General features: G+C 68.7%; 21 protein-coding genes and 3 pseudogenes. 10 read left to right on the forward strand and 14 right to left on the reverse strand.

What is annotated here, in order from left to right:
• Positions 1-290: pseudogene (locus ACF08W_RS31320) on the forward strand (hypothetical protein); the annotation flags it as partial.
• Positions 291-460: 170 nt separating this feature from the next.
• On the opposite strand, the gene ACF08W_RS31325 reads toward ACF08W_RS31320, so the two are convergent.
• Positions 461-832 (reverse strand): DUF6233 domain-containing protein, encoded by a 372-nt coding sequence (locus tag ACF08W_RS31325; RefSeq protein WP_392281340.1) that lies wholly within the window; start codon positions 830-832, stop codon positions 461-463.
• Between the two features lie 20 nt (positions 833-852).
• Positions 853-1209, reverse strand: a complete 357-nt coding sequence (locus ACF08W_RS31330) for a hypothetical protein (RefSeq protein WP_392281341.1) — start codon at positions 1207-1209, stop codon at positions 853-855.
• Between the two features lie 540 nt (positions 1210-1749).
• On the opposite strand from ACF08W_RS31330, the gene ACF08W_RS31335 reads away from it, so the two are divergent.
• Complete coding sequence (locus tag ACF08W_RS31335; RefSeq protein ID WP_392281342.1) at positions 1750-2103, forward strand: hypothetical protein; 354 nt, start codon at positions 1750-1752, stop codon at positions 2101-2103.
• 70 nt (positions 2104-2173) lie between these two features.
• Here the strand turns inward: ACF08W_RS31335 and ACF08W_RS31340 are convergent, their stop codons facing one another.
• Positions 2174-2485, reverse strand: coding sequence for a hypothetical protein (locus tag ACF08W_RS31340; protein WP_392281343.1), 312 nt, complete (start codon positions 2483-2485; stop codon positions 2174-2176).
• 339 nt (positions 2486-2824) lie between these two features.
• Here ACF08W_RS31340 and ACF08W_RS31345 point away from each other — a divergent pair, with 339 nt between their 5' ends.
• The gene (locus tag ACF08W_RS31345; RefSeq protein ID WP_392281344.1) at positions 2825-3565 is read left to right on the forward strand and encodes an HNH endonuclease family protein; all 741 of its coding nucleotides are present in this window, start codon (positions 2825-2827) and stop codon (positions 3563-3565) included.
• 189 nt (positions 3566-3754) lie between these two features.
• Here ACF08W_RS31345 and ACF08W_RS31350 read toward each other — a convergent pair whose 3' ends face one another.
• The 6 genes from ACF08W_RS31350 to ACF08W_RS31375 form a co-directional block, all read right to left on the reverse strand.
• Complete coding sequence (locus ACF08W_RS31350; RefSeq protein ID WP_392281345.1) at positions 3755-3901, reverse strand: hypothetical protein; 147 nt, start codon at positions 3899-3901, stop codon at positions 3755-3757.
• 649 nt (positions 3902-4550) lie between these two features.
• Positions 4551-4727 carry a hypothetical protein gene (locus ACF08W_RS31355; RefSeq protein WP_392281346.1) on the reverse strand — a complete coding sequence of 59 codons (177 nt, stop codon included), beginning with the start codon at positions 4725-4727 and terminating at the stop codon, positions 4551-4553.
• Between the two features lie 85 nt (positions 4728-4812).
• Positions 4813-5508, reverse strand: a complete 696-nt coding sequence (locus ACF08W_RS31360) for a hypothetical protein (RefSeq protein ID WP_392281347.1) — start codon at positions 5506-5508, stop codon at positions 4813-4815.
• Positions 5505-6029 (reverse strand): RNA polymerase sigma factor, encoded by a 525-nt coding sequence (locus ACF08W_RS31365; RefSeq protein WP_392281348.1) that lies wholly within the window; start codon positions 6027-6029, stop codon positions 5505-5507. The genes ACF08W_RS31360 and ACF08W_RS31365 overlap by 4 nt, the downstream gene beginning before the upstream one ends.
• A gap of 946 nt (positions 6030-6975) precedes the next feature.
• Positions 6976-7488 carry a hypothetical protein gene (locus tag ACF08W_RS31370; protein ID WP_392281349.1) on the reverse strand — a complete coding sequence of 171 codons (513 nt, stop codon included), beginning with the start codon at positions 7486-7488 and terminating at the stop codon, positions 6976-6978.
• Positions 7489-7966: 478 nt separating this feature from the next.
• Entirely contained in the window at positions 7967-14176 is a 6210-nt protein-coding gene (locus tag ACF08W_RS31375; protein ID WP_392281350.1) for a DNRLRE domain-containing protein, read from the reverse strand.
• A 481-nt stretch (positions 14177-14657) separates the two neighbouring features.
• Here ACF08W_RS31375 and ACF08W_RS31380 point away from each other — a divergent pair, with 481 nt between their 5' ends.
• The gene (locus tag ACF08W_RS31380) at positions 14658-14807 is read left to right on the forward strand and encodes a hypothetical protein (protein WP_392281351.1); all 150 of its coding nucleotides are present in this window, start codon (positions 14658-14660) and stop codon (positions 14805-14807) included.
• Positions 14808-14948: 141 nt separating this feature from the next.
• Here ACF08W_RS31380 and ACF08W_RS31385 read toward each other — a convergent pair whose 3' ends face one another.
• Entirely contained in the window at positions 14949-16118 is a 1170-nt protein-coding gene (locus ACF08W_RS31385; RefSeq protein WP_392281352.1) for a hypothetical protein, read from the reverse strand.
• A 60-nt stretch (positions 16119-16178) separates the two neighbouring features.
• Positions 16179-16406, reverse strand: coding sequence for a hypothetical protein (locus ACF08W_RS31390; protein ID WP_392281353.1), 228 nt, complete (start codon positions 16404-16406; stop codon positions 16179-16181).
• Positions 16407-16714: 308 nt separating this feature from the next.
• On the opposite strand from ACF08W_RS31390, the gene ACF08W_RS31395 reads away from it, so the two are divergent.
• From ACF08W_RS31395 to ACF08W_RS31410, 4 genes are all read left to right on the forward strand, one after another.
• Entirely contained in the window at positions 16715-17302 is a 588-nt protein-coding gene (locus ACF08W_RS31395; RefSeq protein WP_392281354.1) for an Imm21 family immunity protein, read from the forward strand.
• 136 nt (positions 17303-17438) lie between these two features.
• On the forward strand, positions 17439-17822 hold the full coding sequence (locus ACF08W_RS31400; protein ID WP_392281355.1) for a DUF6924 domain-containing protein: 384 nt from the start codon (positions 17439-17441) through the stop codon (positions 17820-17822).
• Positions 17823-17824: 2 nt separating this feature from the next.
• Positions 17825-17899, forward strand: a complete 75-nt coding sequence (locus ACF08W_RS31405) for a hypothetical protein (RefSeq protein WP_392281419.1) — start codon at positions 17825-17827, stop codon at positions 17897-17899.
• 247 nt (positions 17900-18146) lie between these two features.
• Entirely contained in the window at positions 18147-18611 is a 465-nt protein-coding gene (locus ACF08W_RS31410) for a hypothetical protein (protein WP_392281356.1), read from the forward strand.
• A 38-nt stretch (positions 18612-18649) separates the two neighbouring features.
• Here ACF08W_RS31410 and ACF08W_RS31415 read toward each other — a convergent pair whose 3' ends face one another.
• Positions 18650-19927 carry a hypothetical protein gene (locus tag ACF08W_RS31415; RefSeq protein ID WP_392281357.1) on the reverse strand — a complete coding sequence of 426 codons (1278 nt, stop codon included), beginning with the start codon at positions 19925-19927 and terminating at the stop codon, positions 18650-18652.
• A gap of 248 nt (positions 19928-20175) precedes the next feature.
• Here ACF08W_RS31415 and ACF08W_RS31420 point away from each other — a divergent pair.
• Together ACF08W_RS31420 and ACF08W_RS31425 are read left to right on the forward strand one after the other, a co-directional pair.
• Positions 20176-20479 (forward strand): annotated as a pseudogene (locus ACF08W_RS31420) (Tn3 family transposase); the annotation flags it as partial.
• Positions 20480-20684: 205 nt separating this feature from the next.
• A complete protein-coding gene (locus ACF08W_RS31425; RefSeq protein WP_392281358.1) occupies positions 20685-21746 on the forward strand; it encodes a barstar family protein in 1062 nt (353 codons plus the stop codon).
• A 51-nt stretch (positions 21747-21797) separates the two neighbouring features.
• Here the strand turns inward: ACF08W_RS31425 and ACF08W_RS31430 are convergent.
• Together ACF08W_RS31430 and ACF08W_RS31435 are read right to left on the reverse strand one after the other, a co-directional pair.
• A pseudogene (locus tag ACF08W_RS31430) lies at positions 21798-22106 on the reverse strand (site-specific integrase); the annotation flags it as partial.
• Positions 22088-22498 (reverse strand): DciA family protein, encoded by a 411-nt coding sequence (locus tag ACF08W_RS31435; protein ID WP_392281359.1) that lies wholly within the window; start codon positions 22496-22498, stop codon positions 22088-22090. The gene ACF08W_RS31435 and the pseudogene ACF08W_RS31430, both read right to left, overlap by 19 nt.
• Between the last annotated feature and the right edge of the window lie 17 nt (positions 22499-22515).

Genomic DNA, 22515 nt, shown 5'->3' on the forward strand with positions numbered 1-22515 from the left:
CCGACGCGCTCGCCCTGTTGGCCAAGCTGCGGGAAGAGGCCGGGGACCAGGAAGATGCCGAGAGGCTGGCCCGCGAAGCCGCCGACCACGGCGACATCGACGCGCTCGCCCTGTTGGCCAAGCTGCGGGAAGAGGCCGGGGACCAGGAAGATGCCGAGAGGCTGGCCCGCGAAGCCGCCGACCACGGCGACAGTTTTCCCTACCTGGACCGCGTAGCGCATCGCATGCTGGCAAGGCTGCATCCGCATGGACTGGACCCGGACGGTGCGCCGACGCCTCCGTGGCAGTGAACGCTACAGATCCGAGGGCATCGGGGCAGCCGAGACGGCACTTGATGAGACAACTTCAGGTGTCTGGAGAACCGTGTCGATCTTGGGCTCAAACCGCCAGCCTGGACCGTCGGGAAGGGCCGGGACGGCTTGTGCGAGTGCGACCTTGACGGGATGCGCTCGGTCCCGGGTCAGGGCGCGCCGAGCACCCGGTCCGGTCGGCACACGTCGCAGGGCGTGGCCCCGGCGGCGAGGGCGGCCACCGCTTCCTCCCGGCTGGCGGGCCGCAGCTGCATCCCCATGGCCCAGCAGTCCCCGCGGTGGACCTCGGTCTGGGTGGTACGGGCGCCGTCGGTGATGCCCCACGCCGGGGCCTGCGGCCGCGGCGCCAGGCTCTGTTGCTCCTCGGTCCGAAGGGCCCCGCGCTCGCGCTGCCCCTCGACGGTTCCCGGCCCCTGCCCCCGCCGCTCCTGGGCCTCAAGCTCGCGGATCCGGGCACGGGTCTGGCGCAGCTGCCAGTCCAGCCACTCCTCCAGGGTCTTCAGCTTGCCCAGACGGGACACTGGTCCTGGGTTGGGCACGGCTACGCCGCCCGGTCCTCGGACTCGGCCGGCTCGTGGGCGTGCTTGAGCGCCATGCGTGCATCGACGAGGTCGGGGCCGCTGAGCGAGGCCCAGTACGGGTGGGTGGAGACCTCGGCGCTCAGCCGGAGGAACTCCTCGCGGAAGTGGGTGACCTCGACCTTCTGCTCGTCCGTGTACCCGGGGCTGTCCGGCTTCCCGGACCGGTAGCTGCTGTGGAGTTGCTTGTCGCCTTCCCAGCCAGGCATCGGCTCGGCGGACCACGGCAGGGTCCTGGCGTACGCCTCGTACGCGGCGCGGGTCTGGTGGAGGGCGAGCTGGGCGTCGCGGAGATCCTGGGGGAAGGGGTACTCGGGCACACGACAATGCTACGTCTGTTCGAATGTTGGATGCGAGCGACGTGCCGGGCACCCCGCTCGCGAGCGCCCGACCGGCCCAGCGCGCAGGACGGACGCGGTGGCGGCAGGGTACGCGCCGGGGAGGCAATCGCGGTGGTGCGCTTCGCGGGATTCGGCTGGTGCGCCCCGGGACGTGGGGCTGCAGTCCCGGCCAGAGGAAGGGCTGGAACCGGGCTCACGCGTCGCGACACCTGGGAGTGGCTCACCGCCCTGGCCGTCGACCACGGCCACTTCCGCACCCCGCCCTCGGTCGAGGACGTCAAGGAAGGATGCGTCCAGACCGTCCTGTCCGGCCGCTCTCACGCTGACTGGTGCTCCTCATGGCAGACCTTGCAGGAGGGACGCCGCTGAGGGTCGCGCATGTTCGTTGCGGTACCGCAGTACAGGCAGGGAAGCCGGGCTGGGTCCCACCGGGAGGGGCGGGCTGTTTGGAGGTGCGCGGCGAGCGCGCGGTGGTAGCCGTCCGAGGCGGTCTCCCTGGCGCGTGGTGGCCCAGCGCGGGTGACCGAGCTGATTGCCGCCGAGCAGGACCCGGCGACCGGCCGGTGGGCGGCCGCCGAGGCCCGCCCCAGGGCCGAGGTCGCGGGCCCGCCCGGAGCCGCTGGGTACGCCCCGGTCGCGGACGACCCGCACTCCGACCCGCTCTTCGCCCGGCTCCACCATCTCGTCGGCGGCCTCACGGCCGAGGTTGAGCGGCTCTCCGGGCGCCCGCGCCCGCAGGCCGACGAGCTGCGGACCGTACTGGAGGACGTCACGGCCGTGCCCCAGGAACTCTGGCGGACCCTGTCGGAGGCACGGGCGGCGGGAGCCCGCGCCGGGTACCAGCGGGGACGGGCCGCCGGGCGGCGACGGTGACCTGATCGCCCGCCCGGTCAGGACCGGCGGGCCCGATCGGACTCGGCGACGGCCGCCGCCCGCACCGCCGTCATTGCCGTCTGCACCGACGCCAGGTGCGGGCCCGCCCCCCCGGCACGACCGCCAGCGCGGCCGCCAGCATCCCGATCGCCTCGGTGACCTGGCACGCGAGGGCCGGTGCCAGCACGTCGTGCGCCAGCACCGCGTCCAGGACCACGTCCGCCTCCTGCGTGACCAGGCCCACCGCGTTGTTGAGCGTCGGCGCCGGCCCGTCGTACGTCTCGGCCCACGCCCGCACCAGGTGACGGTGCGTCCCCCGGTCCGTCGCCCCCAGGATCCGCCCGCGCAGGCGCCCTCGCCGTTCCAGCTCCGTTGCCGTCATGCCCCGCCAAACGAGGTCCCGGCCGGGCCGGACACGGCCGGGCGGGCCCCGGACCGCGATGGCGGGGCCGCCCAGTACCTGGACCAGCCCGCCGGCCGAGATGGTCCCCACAACGTCGTACGCCCAGATACCTGCGCTCCGGTCCTCCCCCGGCCTCCCGCGTTGCAACAGGCCAACGGCGAATCTCGGCGGGCCGGGCGTACCCGTGCTGGGCAACGGGGGCGGGGGCTTTCACTCGTTCCCGCACCGGCGACGTCCCGCACACATGACCGCCTGTCAGGGGGACTGCGCTGGCTGGGATCATGAGGGCTCATCAGCCCCGACCAGCTGGAGACCCTTGTGTCCGTACGCCGCCTTCTCCCGATCGCCGTCGCCGTGCTCGCGGCCACGCTCACCGCGTGCAACCCGAGCGCTGCGGACTCGTCCGACGCGAAGCCGTCTGCCGCCGAGTCCGTCAACGCCTCCACCGGGGCCAGCCCCTCCGCGGCCGCGGGTGCCCCGGCTGACGGGAGCGGGCTGTCCCTCGCCGCGGCCATCGCGAAGATCGCCGCCGCGGAAGAGGTCCGCGACGGGTACAAGCGCGACAGCTTCAAGCACTGGGTGGATGCGGACCGAGACGGGTGCTCGACCCGCAACGAGGTCCTTCTCGCCGAAGCGGTGGAGAAGCCGGAGCAGGGTGCCCGGTGCGCGCTGACCGGGGGCGAGTGGCTGTCCTACTACGACGAGGTCACCGTCACCGAAGCGGGGAAGCTGGACATCGACCACATGGTCCCGCTCGCCGAGGCCTGGGACTCCGGAGCCTCCACCTGGGACGCGGACCGGCGCATGCGCTACGCCAACGACCTGGACGCCGAGAGGTCGCTCGTGGCGGTCACCGCGAAGACGAACCGCAGCAAAGCGGACAAGGACCCGTCAGAGTGGATGCCGCCGGCCAAGTCCGCGCAGTGCACCTACCTCGCAGACTGGACCGCCACAAAGCTCCGCTGGGAACTCACCGCGGACGACAAGGAGCGCGCCGCCCTGGAGAAGCTCTCGGCGGACTGCACGGACACGGTCGTGAAGTACGAAGTCGCGCCGTGATGTGAACACCGCCGGCCGGTGCGACACGCCCGCCATCTGCCGCACCACCAGCTCATCTCATGCGAGTTAGGTTGGCCATTGAGCGTGCGAGCCGGCCGTCCGTTTGAGCGGGACTCTTCGGCTTTGGGACAGGCGGTACCGGGCCGTTGCGCCTCGTGAGGGCAGCGGCCCGGCCAGAGGACCCGACGGTCAGACCGAGAACCCGACGTTGTCCAGGACGGGCTGGACGATGGACCATCCGGACGGGCAGGCGGCGTACACACCTCGCCTGTCGCCGAACGCCCGGGAGTAGGTGGCGTAGTAGTTGCTGACCCGGCTTCCGTTGGTGCAGGGCAACCAGGTGCTGTACTTGTCCGGTCCTGTCCCGTCGCACCATCCTGTGAAGGATGTGGCGTTGTAGCTCAGCACACCGCAGTAGCCGTTCCAGCCTGCGGTACCTACCTCTCCCGCTGATGCGGTCGGCGCTGAGAGCGCGATGCCCGCGACAGCGGTGGCAGTCGTGACGGCGGCAATTACGTTACGGCGGATCCTCATCCGTCCCCTCCCTATGCGTATGCCTTTCCAGCTATTGGCGCTGGTAGTGGCGCGGCCGTGCGGCGTGTTCGTGCGGGTCTCGCCGCCCTCCTGTTCCCGACCTACGGTGCTGAGGCGAGGACGGACGGGGCAATAGTGAGCGGCTGTCCCGGACACGCGGCGGCTGTCCGGGCTGTTCAGAGGTGTGTCCCGGACACTGGCCGGGAGGCGTTGGCGTCGACTGAGGCCGGAATCAGCGTTTCCGGACGACTCAGCTGACCGAGTCCGGGCATCGGCGGAGTCTGCTGGCACTCAGCTGGCCATCGGGCCGCTGCGCAGTTCAGGCGACCGGCGGAGCACCGAAGCCGGTGACACCCACCATGCTTCGTCGCGGTGGTCTTGGCCGCCTCGACCGGGCCTGGCGGCGGCCGACGGCACGGTCGAGGCGATGGTGGGCTTCGGGCCCGTTGTCCTACGGGTGCTGCTGGATCCACCAGAAGCCGAGGCCGACGATGCCGGCGCCGGTGGCGTAGGCGGCGCCGCGGAGGGCGCTGGAGAGCAGGGCGTGGCGGCGGCGGGCGAGCCAGCGGTTGGTGCGGTGGATTCGGTTGGTGTGCCCCGGGGTGTGGGGCTGGCGGCTAGTGTGCATGAGGTGCTCCGTTGTTGCGGGTGCTGTTTCGGGGAGTCCGGTGGGGGCTGGGCGTAGGAACTTGGCCCTGGCCGGGCTTCTTCGTTTACTGGCTGACGAGGTCGTGGATGCGGTTGGCGAGGTGGGGTGCGGGCCGGCAGACGAGGCCATCGTCGTGGCGGGTGATCAAGCGCTCGAATTCGGCTTCCAGCTGGCCGGTGGGGACGGTGCGGCGGGTGTGGTGCCGGTCGGAGTAGCCGGTGACGGTTTCCAGTGCCTCCAGGAACTCTTCCGGGTCCACGAGGGTGCGGCCCGGGCCGAGCTCGAAAAGGGAGGTGGTGACCTGCTGCTTCCAGAGCTGGGCTTCGCGGTCCTCGCCGAGGCCGAGGTGGTCCAGGTAGAGGCAGTACGCGGCGGCGGTGCTTCCGGCGCCGGCTGCGAATCTCCACCAGAATCGGGCGCTTTCGGGGTGGTGGGCGAGGTAGAGCATGCATGCGAAGGCGTGGGCGCCGTCGACGTCGACGGCGTTGGTCCAGCCGTCGAACTGGGCGATGCTCTCGTCGTCGCCGAGGAGGGCGGAGAGCTCTTCCACGTGTGCGGCCGCCCCGGCCTGGGTGACGGCCCAGCGGGCCATCACGCCGAGGCGGCGTCGGGCGCCGGCGCCTGTGTGGGCCTGTCCGGGGGCGGGGGGCATGTAGCCGGCGTCCTGGGCGAGGCGGCGGAGTCCGGCGCCGACGTCGAAGGGGCGGCGGGGCTCGCGGGTGGCGGCGGCGTCGGTGAAGGCTTTCTTCCATGCGTTCACAGGGTGTCCCTCGTCTTGATCGGCCGGGTGGCGCGGCGGTAGATGGGGTCGAGGCGTTCCTGGGCCCTGCGGCAGTGGTGGGTGACGGTGCTGGGTGTGAGGCCCATGTACCAGGCGATGTCGCGGGTCTCGTACTTCCCGATGTGGCGCAGGACGACCGCGTCGAACTGGCGCGGGGGGAGTTTGCTGAGGGCCGGGTACAGGCCGATGTGGCTGTCCATCGTGGTGAGGTCCTGGCGCAGGCCGTTGAGGAGTTCGCCGATGACGACGCGGCGCATGATCTGCCAGGTCTGTTCCTGCAGGTCGGGCTCGGTGAGCAGGGTGTCCCAGTGCCGCAGGATCTCGAGGAAGGCGCGGTGGACGGCCCTCTCGGCGCGGTCGTTGGTGTGCAGGATGGCGAGGGCGTACGCGTGGAACGCGTCCTGGTTGGTGAGGTAGTGGGCCTCGAAATCCAGCGGGAGGGGGAGCGGGGCCTCGGTCACGGGGGTGTGACCGTACTCCTCACGTACTTCGTCGGTCATGGGTCCTCTTCATTGAGGTGATGCGATGTGGTCGGGCACGTACTGATGCACCGTCACGGATCACTCAACCGGTCGAATCAGCCGAACGCGCATGCGCGGTCGAGCGAATATCACGCACCGGAATGAAGCATCGGCGGAACGTGATGTTGTGACGCATGGTGCGGGTGCGCTGACCTGCGGTGACGTAGTGGGCCGTGTGACGGGTTACCGACAAGCGCATCAATGAGAGTGGCGCACATCACAGTTTCGATCGGTGCTGCGGAAGCAGTCAGTTCTCACGATCGAGTGAAACCCCGCGCATCGCCTGCAAGTTCAGCGGGCCAGATGGTATGGGGCGACCTTCCGTATCGCCCTGATGAGGAGCGCGCGGCGCGGCCCGCGCCCCTCGGATCACCGGACCGAGGGTGTGGCGCCGGTGGCCTGATGACACCGGTCCGGCGAACGGGTTGATCGGTATCTCCCGTACCAGCTGTACGCGGCGATCCAGCGTGACCACCGTGGCGGCATGTCGATGCGGGAGCTTGAGCGCAAGCACGGCGTGACATGGCGGACGGTGCGGAAGGCGTTGGACTCGTCCTGGCCGGAGCCGCGCAAGAAGCTGCCGCCGCGGGCGACCGGAGCGGACCGCTACAAGGCGGTGATCGACGAGATCCTGCGGGAGGACCTGGACGAGGCGGTCGGGGCGCGGAGGACCGTGCTCGTCGCCGTGGCGGCGGGCGGTGCGCGCGGTGGCCGTTGCGGCGGTGCTGTTCATGCCGGTGCGGTCGGTGCGTTGGTCGAACCGGTAGGGCCGGGTGGTGCACACGTCGCCGACGGTGTCGGCGACCGTGGTCAGACGGCCGGTGTTGTCGTAGGTGTACGCACCGGCCGGGCGGAGCGGATCTGCCTCAAAGCCCGGGTTCCCGGCGTGTGGTGCCGGGGACCCAGGCTTCGTGCAAGAGGCTGCTCAGACTGTTCTCAGCGTGGTCCGATGCGGAGCGCGCTTCAGGTGCTGCTCGCTCGACGGTGAACCTTCGCGGAGCAGATCGGTCCAGCTGCCGTGGCGGAGGAGGTGGAACTCCGATGTTCCTGCGAAGAGACGTCGGCGCCGCGATACCCGCAGCTGGCGGGAGAGCTCCGTATCAACGAGGTCGGCCATCTCCGCGAGGGAGGGAGCCGCCGCGACGAAAGTCGTCACGATCGGGTCCTCGCACAGTTCGCCGCCCCAGCCAACTGTGAACGCCTCTTCCGTCAGCAGTACGCGCAGCGCGATCTCGCGGTCCCAGCCGGCCGGCAGAACCAGTTCGAGATTGTCCTCGCCCTCCATTGCCGAGCCCAGGTACCACATGGCCTCGTCACGGATGATCCCGATGGGGTCGGTGGCATCGAGAAGCCCGTCGACCGCGTCGATGAGAGCTCCTTCACGTGCCGTCGGTTCATCCCGCGCGTTGAGATCCGGGTCGGTATGCAAGTAGGTCACGATGCTGGTCGTCCTTTCATCGGCGGAGCTGTGCCACCGGGACGCCTGAGAGTTCAGCACGGACCCACGCCGGACGTCAGCCGTCGCATTTTGGAACGGCCGATGCCCGCCCTCCAGAGGATTTCCCCCCAGCCGCCACACTTACAAATGCATTCCAAAGGTCGATTACTGGGGATTATTTCCCATTCTTCGATCGATTTCTTTTTCCTCGTAGAATGCGAAGCCCTTCCCGAGTATTGCTGATGTCGAGCAGGACAAGCACGGCCTTCCCTGCTCCCTTCAGCCCTCGGAGGATGATTGCCACGAGATCTTCCATGATGTCTCCGGTTTCCTGTGTGGTGGCGCCGACCCTCGTTCACTCTTCGGGTCGGCGCCACAGTGGAACAGCGTGACACGTGCGGCTGGAGGCGGAAGCCCTGCAGTCCGGTCAGCGCGGAGCTTCGCTACGACTCAACGCTGATGAAGACGCGGAGCCGCCCTATGTGCAGGATCCTCGGCCGCGGTATCCCGTGTATTTGCGGCAGACGCTCTGCTGGCCTGCGCGGGTCAGAGACCGGTTGTAGTCGCGCATGTAGCTGTAATTCCTGAACATTGCACGCCCGCTCCTGTAAGCGGTTCCGACTCCCGTGACGGATCCTGCGCAGCCCCAGGCGTGCTTGAAGCCTCGCGCGCACATTCGGGCAACTCTCCGTGGACGCTTGAACGCGATATAAGCGTACCGTGCCTTTTTGGCCGGATTGACGAGGGAGGTGATGATTCGAAGACCGTAGTAGTAGTGTCGATAGTTTGGGTTTCTACTGGTTCGCCCCCACCAGCCCTTGGCGCGCTTCCAGAATCCTTGACGGCCGTCGAGGTCGTAGCGGTTGATGGGATCGGCGTGGGCGTACTCGTACGCGTTGGCGTTACCGCCGAAGACCGGGTCGGTGGACAGGAAGCGTCCGGTGGCGGAGTTGTAGAGGCGGACTCCCATGAGGGCCATGCCGGTGGGGGTTTCGGTGGAGCGTTGCTTCGCTCCGAGCCAGTTGTATCGGGTTGCCGGCTGCCCGGCTCTCGGGTTGCCGTACTCGTCGCTGTCCAGGGCCGTGGGGGCCTGGGTGGCGTCGAGGGGCAGTGCCAGGGCGATGTCACCGTGGATGGTGGTCAGCTGCAGGATCGTGTCGCCGGTCTTGTCGGTGGTGGCGGCGAGGTCTCCGCCGACGCCGTCGACGTTTCGGGTGAGCACTCCGGAGGTGTCGGACTCGGTGATCCAGCGGGGGTTGTCGCTGTCGCTGTCGTAGTGGTTGGTCTTGACCGCGCTGGTGGTCCAGGCGTCGTCGAGGTAGTCCTCGATGGTGGTGGCCCCTAGGCGGCCGGCTGCGTCCAGCGTCCAGGTCTGGCGCTGGGTGTCCGTGGCCTGACGGCGGACCAGGTCGTTGACGTGGTAGTCGACGGTGGCACCGGGCAGAGCGGTGGTGCGGCCGAAGGCGTCGTAGGTGTAGCCCTTGGCGATCAGCCGGTCGGCGCTGTCGAACGTGCTGCTCGCCGCCGGGGTGGTGGCAGCCGGGCAGGCGTCGGTGGCCGTTGCTGCGGTGCTGTTCATGCCGGTGCGGTTGGTGCGCTGGTCGAACCGGTAGGACCGGGTGGTGCACACGTCGCCGACGGTGTCGGCGACCGTGGTCAGACGGCCGGTGTTGTCGTAGGCGTATGCCTGGTCGGACCAGCCGGAGTGACTGGCGACCTGTCCGTGGACGGTCTCGGTCGTGGTGTCCCCGTAGACCAGTAGCCCGTCGCTCTCGCGGGTGTACTCACGGGAGAGGATCGCGCCGGTCGGGTCGGCCTCGACAGCGAGGGTATAGCCGCCGGGCAAGGTCTCCTTCGTCAGAACGCCGTCGGCGTTGTAGGCAGCGGTGAAGTCTCCGGCCACGGAGTCGGTGACTTTGGTGGCCAGGCCGCGGGGTTCGGCCGTGTGGTTGTAGGTGTACGTGGTGGTGGTCGGGATGCTGTCGCTGACCGTCACGGGCCGGTCGTACCGGTCGTAGTCCGTGGTGGTCGTGCCGGATGCGCCGTCGTTATAGGAGATCTGACGCCCGAGGGCGTCGTATTTCTTGGTGATGGTGGCGGCGCTGGTGACGGTGCGGACGGCCTGGCCGGTGGCCGGGTCGTATTGCGTCGTGACCGGCAGCACTGCTTCTCCGAGGCCGCCGGTGACGGCGACCGTGGTCGGGCGGCCGGAGTTGTCGTAGGAGTTGGTGGTGGTTCGGGTGATGCCGTTCGCGGTCTCGGTGACCTTGGCCGCGTTGCCCCACCAGTCATATTCGGTGGCGGTGGTCGCCAGGCCGGTGGGGTTGCTGCCGCCGCCGGTGATGGCGCCGCCGGGACCAGTGGTGCAGACCTGGTCGGCCCACTCCGGACGGCCGGCGCAGGTGCCGGTTCCGGTGGCGCTGTAGTACGTGGTGACGCGGGTGGCAGCGTCGGTGCCCGTGGCACCGGGCAGCAGTTCCTTGGTGACGCGTCCCTGGGCGTCGTACTGGGTGCTGGTGGTGATGTTCAGGCCGCCCGGGTCCTTGGTGGTGGTGGTGGGCAGGCCCTTGACCCAGTCGTACTGGGTGGTGGTGGTGCGGGTGTGGGTGAAGAGGGCCGGGGCGTCCAGGAGCTGGGCGCCGGTGGTGGTCTTGGTGACCTGGTTCTCCACGGTGGCGGTGTCGTCGGTGGGCCGGCCGGTGTCGTACTCGTTGACCGTGCGCGACCGGGCCGGGGCTATGTCGCCCTTGGCGAACAGGGTGTCGGTGCCGGAGGTGACCGGCTCGGTGATCTCTACCAGGTGCAGCGGCCCGAGTTCCTCCAGTTCCTGGGTGCCTGCGGCGTTGTAGGTGCTGCTGGTGGAGAGGAGTTCGGCGCGGGCGGCGGAGTCCTGTTCGGTGATGCCCAGGTCCCTCAGGGTGGCCTGCGCCTCGTTGGTGGCGCCCAGGGCGGTCTGGCGGTTGCCGGCGGTCAGTTCGCGAACGGTGTTGCCGAAGCGGTCGTACTCGGTGGTGGTGATGTTGCCGCCGGGGGTGGCGGTGTTGACCTCGCGGCCGGAGGCGTCGGTGTAGGTCACCGTGGCCCGGGCGTAGTCGGCGGCCGTCAGGTTGGCGCCGTTGTGCGAGGTGGGGACGGCTTCGCCGTGTGGGAGTACAGCGGTGGCGTCGGTGGGTGCGTCGGTCTGGCCCCAGGCCGCGACGGTGGCGCGGCCCATGGCGTTGGGGGCCTTGGTGCCGGTCAGCGGCACGTTATAGATGACGCTGGTGGCGGCTTCGCCGTTGACGGTGTCGGTGGTGCCTGCGGCAAGGGTGTCGCGGCGGGCCTTGATGAGCATGCCGTCGCCTGCGTAGAGCGGGTCGCCGGTGGACGCGTAGTCGAGCTTCCAGGGCTTCTGCCCCGGGATCTTGTAGGTGGTGACGCGGCCGGCGCTGTCGTAGACGTAGCCCTGCGCCAGCGCCGGGCTGATCTGCGGGTCGTAGGCGTTGCGCAGGGTGCCGTCGGTGCCGTATTCGTACTTCCGCACCGACTTCGACGTCGCCGCCGAGGCTCCGGGCGCGGTGGACCAGGCACGGATCTCCTTGACCTGCCCGGCGTAGTCACCGGCCGCGTCCGCGGTAGCGGTCGTGGTGGTGGCGTAGATGAACTCCAAGGACCGGCAGCCGGCCGTGGCCGGAGTGGCCGCACAGGTCGTCGCGGACGCGGCGGTCGTGGGGGCGATGATCCGCTTGGGCCGCACCAGGCTGGTGCCGGTCACGGCCTCGGAGACGACCGTGGTGGTGGAGTTGGTCTGGCCGATGATGCTCGATGTGGAGACGGGCCAGGTGCCGGTGGTGGCGTTGCGGGCGAAGACGGTCTCGGTTCCCTCGTCGGTGTCCTTCAGGACGAGGTTGCCGGTGACCGCACCGGTCAGGGCGAGAGTTTCGGCCCCGGGCTCGGGTATCCAGCTGCTGCCCTTGGCGGTGAAGCCGATCTCGTCGCCGTCGGCCGTGACGATCGACAGGGCGGTGTCCTTGCCCGCGACCGTGCGCTTGATGTGCGACCAGGGCGAGTCGGTGAGCTCGGCAATGGTGCCCGAGGTCCACTGCGGACCGAAGATCGCCGCCTGCCCGTCCTGCTTGGCCCCGGCATCGGGGGTGCGGGAGGACGCGGTGCGGGTCACGGAGAGCCCGAAGAGGGAGACGTCTGTCTCGGAGATGGTGAAGTCACCGGTGAGCAGGTTCACCGAACCGGGGCCGATTTCGTCGGAAGGCGCGGTGCCGGCCTTGCGGTCCACCGTCACGTTCGACACCGTCGAGTAGACGGTGCTGGTGCCGTTGGTAAAGGCGGCACGAACCTGGATCGGCCCGTCCTCGGGAACGGTCTTGACGATGTCCCAGTTCAGATCCGTCGGGACACCCGCAGTCGTCGCGAGCGGCCAGGCGGCCACGGCGGAGCTGTCGGAGACCTTGCTGACGTGTGCGAGCGGAACGTTCGCCCATGTGTCGGTGTCGGTGCGGCGCCACTGGTAGGTCACACCGGTGTAGTCCGGTTTACCCTTGCCCGTCAGCGTGGTGCGCCGGGCGGGGCGGTCGCCGTCCCCGGGGGTGAACAGGGCCGCTCCGTCGCCGACGCCGAAGGAGTAGGCGGTGGTGGCGGTGGAGATGTTGCCGCCGGAGTCGATGGTGCGGGCGTACAGGGTGTGCCAGCCGTCAGCGGGCTTGATGGTGATCGTCAGCGGGTCGCCGCCGTTGCCGTCGATGGTGTCGTAGACCTTGTTCGGCACAGCGGCGTCGTCCAGGCCCCACTGGTAGCCCTGGCCGTCGGTGGAGGAGGTGTCCAGAGTGCAGGTCGCGCCGGTGGACGACTTCGACGACCAGGTGTCCTTGGCGTAGGCGTCACAGGTGATGGCCGGTGCCGCAGGCTTGGCGGTGTTCATCACGAAGACCGTGTAGCCGCTCCAGGAACCGTAGACGCTTCCGTCGTAGCCACGCACCCGGTAGCGCAGGTGCGAGCCGGACGGAAAGGCGCTGGCGGACGGAACGGTCAGCTTCGCGGTGCCGCCGGAGGCTACTCCGGCGGTGGTGGCGGTGTAGGAGTACGCACCGGCGTCCGTGTAAGCGGGGTCGGGGGTGACTTCGAACTGCGCCTTGACCGTTCCGGCCTCGGGGTCGCTGACCTTCGCGGACAGCTGCGGCGTCAGCGAGGTGACGTACCGCTTCTTGTTGTACGCGTTGACCTGCGACGGTGAGATGGCGACAGCGGTCGGAACCGCCGGAGGCGAGTTGTACGTCACCGAGAGGTACGGGGTATTGGAGGCGGCGTTGCCGGAGTAGAAGCGCTTCCAGGCGTACGGGTCGCTTTCGTCCTTCGCCCGGATTCCGGCGTTGTGCGAGGTGGCGGTGTTGTCCGCCCAGACCTGCGCCATAGAGGTGACGTCTGCGGACACCCAGCCGGCCGAGCAGCCTGAAGCTCCCTTGGTCGCACTGGCGGTTGCGAACTTCGCTATCCAGGAGGGCTGCGAGTCCCAGCGGCTCGCGGTGGTTACCGTGCCGGACCGCCACACCTCCCAGCTGCCCGATCCTGAGCTGTTGCATGCCCAGGAGTGGTAGTTGTACAGGTTCAGCTTCGCCGAGAGGATCTTCTTGCCCCGGATCGCACCGGTCTGGAACTGCAGGAACGACCGGGCGACCTGGTTGGAGCCGTTGTTCCCGATCTTGAGGTCCGTCGAGGCCGACTGGTCGGTGGTGAAGCCCTGCTGCACGAATGAGTCGAAGTTCGCCCCGATGGAGACTGCTGGGTCGACCGTGACCGGGAACTTCGTGTCCGGGTCGGCGAGGAAACCGGCGTCCGGGGTGACGGTCAGGTCGACCTCGTCACCGTTCTGCGTCACCTTCAGACCGACCGGCGCGGTACGGGTGTGCTCGCCGGAGCGTTTGTCGGTGCTCGCGTCCCACATCATGGGGGCGGGCAGCAGCCCGACCTGCTTGCCGGTGTCCGGGTCGAGGAAGGACACCGAGCTGTCCTTGTTCGCCCGGGCCTTGAGGCCACCGGCGTTCAGGGACATCGTCACGCTGCCGGTCGCGTCGACCGACGACCGGTTCTTGAGCTCGAGGAACTGCTCAAAGCCGGTCTTCGTGGTCTCGACGATCAGGTCGGTTCCGGGCAGGGCTTCGACGTAGCGGGCCCGGTTCTCCGTCAGCTTCGGCTGGGGAAGAACGCCTCGCCATGACAGCGTCATGGGCTCGCCGTCCGTGTCCTTCAGGGACACCAGCGGGCTCGCGGGGACCTGCGGTTCACCCGGGTCGCCGGCCTCGCGGATCGCGGCGGCATTCTTCGCGGGGGTGGCCCCCGCCAACTCGACGTCCAGGGGGTGGGCCTTGGCCCGCACATCCCCGTCGGGCGTGCTCACCAGATCGAGGTCGATGTCCTTCCAGACCCCGTCGTCCTCGAACCGCACCGGCGCAGTCGCCGCCTCACGGGTCGTGGTGCCGTCCGGGTTGATGAAGACGCTGTCGGTCTCGGTGCGCTCAGCGAGCACCTCGATCCGCCGGTCCTGAAGTCGCGCCATCACTGACGCCGACAGGGCGTCAGAAGCCTCGGGGGGTCCTGTGTCGGCCACCTCGGCGGCGGAGATGGACGTGACGGGGGAGGGCAGGGCGACAGCCTGCCCGGTTGTGGAGACGACCAGAGCGGTCTCTGCGGCCACCACTCCAGCAGCAATCCACGCGATGACACGCAGACGGCTACGGGAGGGCAGTGACGCGGAGACATTCTGATCCCGCTCAGAAGAGAGGTTCATAGAAAGCCTTGTGCTTGATCCAAACGCCCAGACAGGGCCAGCGGATCTTTACAGAAAATCCATAAGTCTCAAGATCCATCGTGGCTACTCCACGTCACATCTCGGTAGCAGCAAGGTGATTGAAGGGGGCCCGGTGTAGATGTTCGTGACCTTTGCGCCTTTTGCGTTCGGCGCGCATGTGTCGCATTCAACAAGATCATTCTTTAAAGAGTGATCTTGGCGTTATGAGATTGATTCCGCGCCTGGGACATTTTTGGTGTGTGTGAGCCTCTTGGGCTCAAGAGTGGCTTATAGTTCGCCTGCCACCGCTCTGGGCCCCCACCGTGCCTTATGCCCCCTGGGCTACTTACATGCGAGCGTCAGTTCGCGGCACGCGCAGCTGATTTGACCGGTGGACCGGGGTACCGGCCGACGGGTCAGTCTCACCAACTCCCAGGCCCTGGAGGACCTGCCCCTCTCCGGCAGCCAGGCTGGCCCTGTCGCTGCCATCTGGCTGGACGACCGGATCGCCACCGCACAGGACCCCGTCCCCGCTCCGTAGCGGGCAGCCACAGCCGGCCCGCTGACCCGGATGCCCGGCGGCCCGCCACCAGGATGCCGTCCTGGATGCGGCCCAGAACTGGCTGCTCAAGCAGGCCGCCTGCCGACAACGGTGAACCACTGTGCGGTCACTTCGGCTGTCCTACTCGGCCGGCAGACGGAGCATCGGCTCGAAGGCCGCGTCCTCCTCGCCCTCGACCGAAGGGAGGAAGCCGTCCGGGACGGTGCGGGCGGCCGTGGTGAGGAGGCGGGCCAGGACCTCGGGCTCGGTGGCCGGGGGGAGGCGGAGGGCGGCGAGGAGGCGGTCGCGGACCTCGGGGTGGTCCGGGTTGTCCTCACGGTAGTCGGCGTTGAGCGCGGGGGGACGGAAGCCGGCCAGGGCGTCGTGCCAGGAGGGGAGGACAATGGCCAGGGTCAGGGCCTCGGCGAGGGACTCCGCGATGAGGGAGGCCTGGCCCTCGGAGTCGGTGTAGAGGACGGGGCGGACACGGTCGGAGCCGGCCGGGCCGCAGAGATAGTGGGTGCCTCCCGCGTTGCAGCCGGCCACGGGCTCCACCGGGAGACCGGCCGGCAGGGCGATCGACTCGATGGGGTCGGTCCGCGTGAGGTCGAACTCGCCGTCGCAGGCGAGGTACGCCTCGACCTCGGGTTCGGCGGCGATCCGGCGGAGCAGGGCCTCGTCGGAGAGGGCGGCCGGGTTGAGGCCGCGGGCGGCTTCGGGGGTCAGGGGGCGGCCCGCGAGGACGTGGCGGACGGTGTCGAGGGGGACGGGCCGCCCGTAGTCCTCCTCGAAGTGCGCCTGGACGGCCTCGGGGGAGCGGTCGGTGAGGAGGCGGAAGAGGTGCCCGGAGCCGTCCGGGTCCGGGTTGCCCGAGGGGAACTCGATGCCCGAGCCGGTGCGCCAGGCGCTGCCGCCGGTCTCCCACCACAGGCAGGCGGTGACCCGCGGGGCGCCGAGGCCCTCGTCGACGAAGGCCGGGTCGTCCAGGAGTGGGCGCAGCGCGGCGGGCACCTCGTCGATGGCACCGGGCCAGACCTGTTCGTCGTCCGTACCGTATGGGCTCATCTCCGACTCGTGGTCGAAGCCGCGGACGAGGACACCGGCCGGGGTGAAGAGGACGGAGAAGTCGTCACCCGAGCCGTTGTCCATCAGGGCCGCCTCCGTCCCAGGCCCCCAGGTGGTGGAGAAGGAGTAGCGGGAGAACCGCGGTTCGCGGCAGATCGCCTGGTCCAGTACGGCCAGCGCGCGCAGGTGCGCGCGGAGCTCGGCGGGGTCCGGGAGGAGGGCGGCGGTCGTGTGCACGGTGTCCATGGGCTCATACAAGCAGCCGCCACTGACATCCAGGGCGGCGGTTCGGTCACACCTGCTCTCTCACGCAGGGAACGAAAGGCCCAGCTCACGCAGGCGGGGCAAGCACGCTGCGAGGCATTGCTCCATAGACGCGGCATCGGTTCGCACAAGGACGTCCTCGCGCAGCGGCGCTCCAGTGGCGACGAAGGTCCAAGGCTTGCCTCTCTCTGCCGTCCGCTCAGCGTCGGACTTGAGCAGCACCGTTACGCCCTGTTCGGCCAGTGCTTCCATAATCGCGACGACGTCCACCGGCACTCTCCCCTCCCGAGGCGCCTCGGACGCGCCATCGGACGAACGTACTCACTCCGGGCCGGACTCTGGACACCGCCCGTGTGACCCAAAGTGACCGATCGGCGCGCCCTGAGCTGGAATACGCGACACTTCGACATGCGAGCTCACCAGTCCCGAGACCGGGGGAGGCCTGTGGGTTCAGGGGAACCGAAGTCTCTTCAGCGGGAACTCGCGGGTCGGTCCGTGTGCATCAGCTGGGCGTATCTGTGGGTTCGGCGGCAACCGTGTGAGCGTGCGGTGTCAGTGGGTGAGGGCAGACTGACTGCATGCTCGCCTCTCCCTCTATCGCAGACGATGCCGTTAGCCCCTCCCTTACTTGGGTGGAGTCGATGGGTGGTCCTCTGATCGTCGTCCCCGTCTCCGCCCTGGCCTCCTGGGGCGGGTGCACGGAGAGTGGTCTTATGGTGGGAGGCGCTACCGCCCCGGACGACTACGACCGGGCCTGCGCGGTGGACGGTCTGGCCGGTGCGATCCCCGCCGACGAGAACGGTGCGCAGGCACTGGTTCTGGCGGACGAGCCGGCGGCCAGCTGCTATCTGCCCCAGCACCGAGCGTTCCTGCGGTGGCTCGCCGCCGACTCCGAGGTCGGACTGAGAGCCGCGGCGGATACTGTCCTTGCAGACCCGGCCACGGTGTGGGAGGAGTGCGGCACCTGGGCCTCGGACGGTCCGGCGGTGCTTATGGACTCCGCCGAATCAGGTTCCGACCTGGGCGTCGAGTACCCCGGCGGTGGGATGCCCGCTGAGGCGCCGGTCCCGCTGCCGGCCGGCGCCTGGAGGGTCCGGGCCACGCAGACCAAGGTGGACGAGGAGAACTGGGTCGGCCTGGTCCAGCTCCTGCCCGCCGAATCCTGAACGGGCCGCGCTTCGGTTGAGTGTGGTCAGCCGCGGCGCGCAAGGTTGTGCAGATGAGCGATGCCGAGCATCGCGTGGTGCACTCCACCGCGCTTGAGGCGGCAGGCTCACCGATCGTCACCGAGGAGATGGATTCATGAGAGTACTGCCTGCTGCCGCTGACCGTGATGAGGATGCTCTGGTCGTCAGAACCGACTACCTCGACGAGCAGGTGTGGCAGGACGTCGTGGCGGTTCTGTTGAAGCCCTGGGGAGACGAGCAGTACGAGGCGCACGTTTGCTTCGTCGACGATGCGGCCTGGGTAGGGGCGAGCGTTGACGATGTGCTGGCTGCGGTCCGCGGTGACGACGACCCGGCGGTTGTCTTTCTCGCTGACCGTACGACGATGCAGGCCGAGAGCCACCCGCTGTTGGCGGTCACCACGCTGACACGCGAGGACTGCGTGGATGAAGAGGACTACGAGCAGCTGATCGAGTCCGCACCACCCCCGCAGCGCTCCACGAGGTCCACGCGAACCTGAGCATCGGCAACCTGGGCTTCGAGGAATTCGCGGCAGGGGCCCACGAGGATCCCGAGAGGATCTACCGGTCCTTCTGACCGGGCTCTCCAAAAGCGGGACGGCCGGCGGTGCCTCGACTGCCAGGAGCACACCATCGTGCGTGAGCACGACTGCCGGAGGGACTCCGGTGGAGTCGGGCCTGTCGGCTCCTGGCCCGGGATGCCGGGGCAGGAGCTGGTCTGCCGGGGAGAAGCGCGTGGCCTCGCACGTGGATGCGACAGTCGCTTGTGTCGGCGTGATTCGTGATGTCCTGGCCTATGACGTCAGAAGCGAGGGGTGGTTGATATGGCCGGTCCGGTGATGAAACAGCGGGGGCCTGTGGAGGTGGAGTTCTTCGGGTTCTGTCTGCAGGAGCGGGACACCGCTGCTGTTCCTGTGCAGTTTCCTGAGGACTGGGACACCGAGGGTGGTTTCCTGACGACTTGTGAGGGCCGGCTGGATGTAAGGAGTGCTGGACATACCCATACTGCGGATCTCGTGGTGGAGGTGTGGGACGAACCGCCGCCGGTGGACGTGGCAGGGACATGGGAGGCGGATGCGCAGGCGGTGATCGTTTCACCGTCGGGGACGCTGGACGTCTGGGGTGTCACCGGAGGGGATGCCGGAGAGCCCGTGCTCCTGGGGCGGCCGGGGGTCTGGCGGCTCAGGCTCCGGTGCGCGGGGCGGGCCGCGGTGGCCGAGCAGGCCCAGCACGGGGTGCCGGAGGGGGTTGAGCGGTACCTCGCGCAGTTCTGGCCGGTGCGGGAATGAGGGGTGGGCCGGGAACTGGGCGTTCCCGGCCCGTGGGCTTACTTGATCTTGACGATGAAGCCGTCGTTCGTTCCGTCGATGATCCGGTTCTTCGTCATGAACTGGCCGAGAAGGATCCCGGCGTCACGGTTTTCCGCGGTGACCAGAGGCATGGCGGAGAAGTTGTTCTTGGGTGCTGCAGCTTCGAACTGTGACTCTGCGGCACCCTGGTAGGTGGTCGCGAACGGAAATTCGTCGCATTGGTACGTGTTGTTCTTTGAGTACTTCTTGCCCCAGTACTTCTCGCAGACCTTGATGGCTTCCGACCGGTTCTTCTTCCTGCGGTCGGTGTCCCTGAAGAGTCGGTTGAGCGGGTTCGAAGCGCTCTGGCCGGGAATCTTCTTGGCCGAGTTCACCGGCTTGGTCGCCCCGGGGCTGGAGTAGGCCTTCTTGATGTGATCGGCAACCGCCTTCTCGGGCGCACCCTTCTTGCTGCTGTACGTCAGGGTGGGGAGATAGCTGAATGCGGCGGCGCCGTCGTCCCTGCTGACGTAGGACGCCTTGTCCCAGCGCGGTGCGAGCATGAACAGCTTTCCGCCCGCACCGTTGAGGGTGTAGCCGGGAGGGGGCGTGATGCTGATGACCGGCTCGTACACCGCGAAGACGGTGTCATCAGGTCCGGTTCCCTGCTTGGAAGCCACCTTGACGGTGTGCTTGAAGGTCTTCGTCCTCGCGAGCTCGTCGAAGCTCTTCGACCCCGGCACGTTGCCGCCCTGGGTGACCTTGGCGGCACCCGGCCACTTCTTGGGGATCTTCGGGGACGTCTTGATGAGGAGACCTCCCGTTTTGACGCTGCCGGTCTTGCCCATGTCGGTGAAGTGGTACTGGAAGGAGATCTCACGGCTCTTCGCAGCGATCGTCCCGACGGAGAGGACCACGAACTGTGTCTGCCCGACAGGACGCTTGTTCTGCAGCCACGTCTGCAGGAACACCGCACCGGAACACACCGCGAAGCGCGACTTCACGAAGAACGCCTTGTCCGTACCCAGCCCCTTGCGGCACTCCGCGGCCGTCATCGTGCGGGACGGATCGGGCCACGTCACCTTCGTCGCCCCTGCCGCCGAGGCCACAGCGGACGAACCCACAAGCGGAGTAGCACCGGACGGCACGCGCGACACCGGGGCCCAGGCCCGGGCCGGCCCCACCGTCTCGGCCGCCATCCGTGAAGCCACCGCCTGGCGCTGCTGCGAGAGCGACGAAAGACGGACCGTGGACTGCTCACCCGCGAACCCGTCCGGGCCACGCCCGTTGGCGCCGAGCGGCAGCATGTACGACACGACTTCCAGAGCGGCCGGCTGCGCCTGGGCACTGGGCGCACAGAGCGGCACTAACGCGACAGCAAAAACGGATGCCAGCCCACGCAGCGGCCTGCTGCACCGCAGGATTCTTCTCACTCGTAACGCCTCCAAGGTTCGCTCCGACTTGAGTGACCCCAAAGCAAGCATCTGAGCTGCCAACATGTCGAGATCAACATGACGAGATGGCGAGATCCAGTAATTTACTGACGCAAATAAATGGCTTGCGGGCCCGGAAGATCTTCCACGGCCGGGCTGGGCAGCTCTACCAGCGCTACCAGGACGGCATGGAGGACCATCGGCGCGCTCGGCCTGGTCCTCAACGCCCTTGTGCTCTTCAACACCCGGTACATGGATGCCTCCGTCGCCCAGCTCCGCGCCGACGGCTTCGACTTCCGTGACGAGGACGTCGCCCGGCTTTCCCCGTTCGGGCGGCACCACGTCAACATGCTCGGCCGGTACTCGTTCCAGCTGCCGGAACTGCCCGGCGGCTTGCGTCCCCTGCGGGATCTGAGCGCCGCCGACGAAACGTGATCGAGGGCGAGCAACCGTCCTCCGTCTTCCCCGGACCAGGCGGGTCCGTATCGTAGGCGCGAAGGTTGCTCACATGTTCGGGGGTTGGGTGCGCATCGCGGATCTCGCTAGATGGGACCGGGGCTTTCCAGTGAAGAACCTCCTGGTTCAGGAGGACGAAGACGGGGCGGAACAGCTCTGGGCGAGGTGCGCGGGGGTCGAAGGGTTGTTCGTTGACCCGGTCCCGCCGCCACGGGAGGTCCTCACCCTTCGTGGATGTCGCCCTGATGGTCTCCTGAGCGAGGTCCTGGCCGAGCCCCACGGCTCGCTACGAGGTCTGGGCGACGTATGCGTCGAGGTCTGGGACGACGAGAAGCCCGTGCAGTGGTGGACTCTTGTCGATGCGGTCGTGGTGGCCCATCAACCCCACTCGGTTGATCCGGCGCGGTACGACATCGTGCTCGGCGCCGCCGTCAGCAGCGAGGAGAGCTTCTTCGAACTACCTGCGGCGCCGCGCTTCGAGCTCTTCGCGGGGACGACGGTCGCTGCGGCGAGTGCAGGTCGGTGCTCCGCCGTGGACGGCCTGTTCAAACCGCGAGCGGACCCGGCCCCCGTTCCTATGGAGCTGATCGGCTGCGAGCCTTCAGAGCCCCTGCTCGCGGCGCTGCGACGACCCCGTCGGTCGGAGCGGGACTGGGCCTACCTCTTGGTCCTGGATCGTCATGGGGCCGTGATGGCCTCCCGCACCGTGGGCCTGGCCATCACCGAAGCTCGACCGTCCGTGCTCGGCGGCACACTCGTCGACATCACCCTCACCGATGGTGGGGACGATCGGCCATCGTCGGCGGCCCGCCCGATCTGGGCAGAGTGGTACCAGGGCCCGCCGGCAGAGCCCAACCTGTGGGCGCCGTACGACTCGCAGGGTAGAGCCGCATGGCTGGACCTCACCACCCGTGCCTGGCGGGTGCCTGCGCCCCGGGCGGACCACTCCGGCGGCGAGTACCACCTCGACGGCCGGTTCGTCACGGACGTCCCCGGGCTGCACTGCGCGATCGCCGAGGCCCTGCTCGGACCCGGCCGCTACTTCGGCCGGGAGTGGAACGCGTTCAAGGACTGCCTGGGCGGTGGATTCGGAGTGACCCCGCCGTTCACCTTGACCTGGCACGACTCCGAGATCGCCCGCCGCGCGCTGGCGGACGTCGTGGAGGATCCGGAGGACGGGCTCTCCTACTTCGAGGACCTCGTGCGGCTCCTCGAACGGTGCGGCGTCACGGTCGTACTCCGGTGAGCCGCAGGCGCCCGCACGAGTACGACTCCGGGAAAGGCCGAGCGGACTTGAGCGCCTGCTGTCCCCGGGCGCGAGCAGGCTGGTGACCTCGGCGATCGCCTCCAGGGACGGCTTGAAGTAGCGACGGACGTTCTCCGTCTTCTTGTGCCGTGACTTCGCCATCAGCATCAGCAGACTGGCCCCGGCCTCACCAAGATGGGTCAGGCCGGAATGGCGGTACTCGTGCAGGTCCCATCCAGTGCCCGGCCCACGCACCGCGGTCTGCTCGTCCAGCAGGGCACGGGCCTGCCCGTAGGAGAGGCGGGCGCGCCCGGTGTCCGGGCAGACATCGCGCGGGCTGACTACCTTGCCTGGGCCGGGACCTTCGTTGCCCAGGCTGCCGACTCCGGGCACACGGTGAGGCGGCCGGAGTCCGCGTCGTACGCCACGGCGGCAACGTGGCCGGCGAGCTCGGGGGCGATGGCCGCCCATCGGTCCCGCAGCGTCGCGCCGACGGCCGGGAGCTCCCAGGCCCGCTCGGTGACCAGCGCGCCGAGCGCCGCTCCGAAATCCCACCGGCTCCCGGCCGTCCCGCCGCGCAGCAGGCCGTCACCGAGGCCGACGAGGCGGATCAGCAGGGCCTTGCGGACGGCATCGGTCTGCCCAGGGGACCAGTCGTGCGGATCCGCGTGGGCGAAGAGCCCGAGCGTCTGGCGCTGAGTCACAAATATCGTGGCGCGCCTTGCTAATTCGTAGCCAGTACAGCGCGCCACTCTGTGAGGACTACGAA

Source organism: Streptomyces sp. NPDC015144 (assembly GCF_043079735.1).
GTDB lineage: Bacteria > Actinomycetota > Actinomycetes > Streptomycetales > Streptomycetaceae > Streptomyces.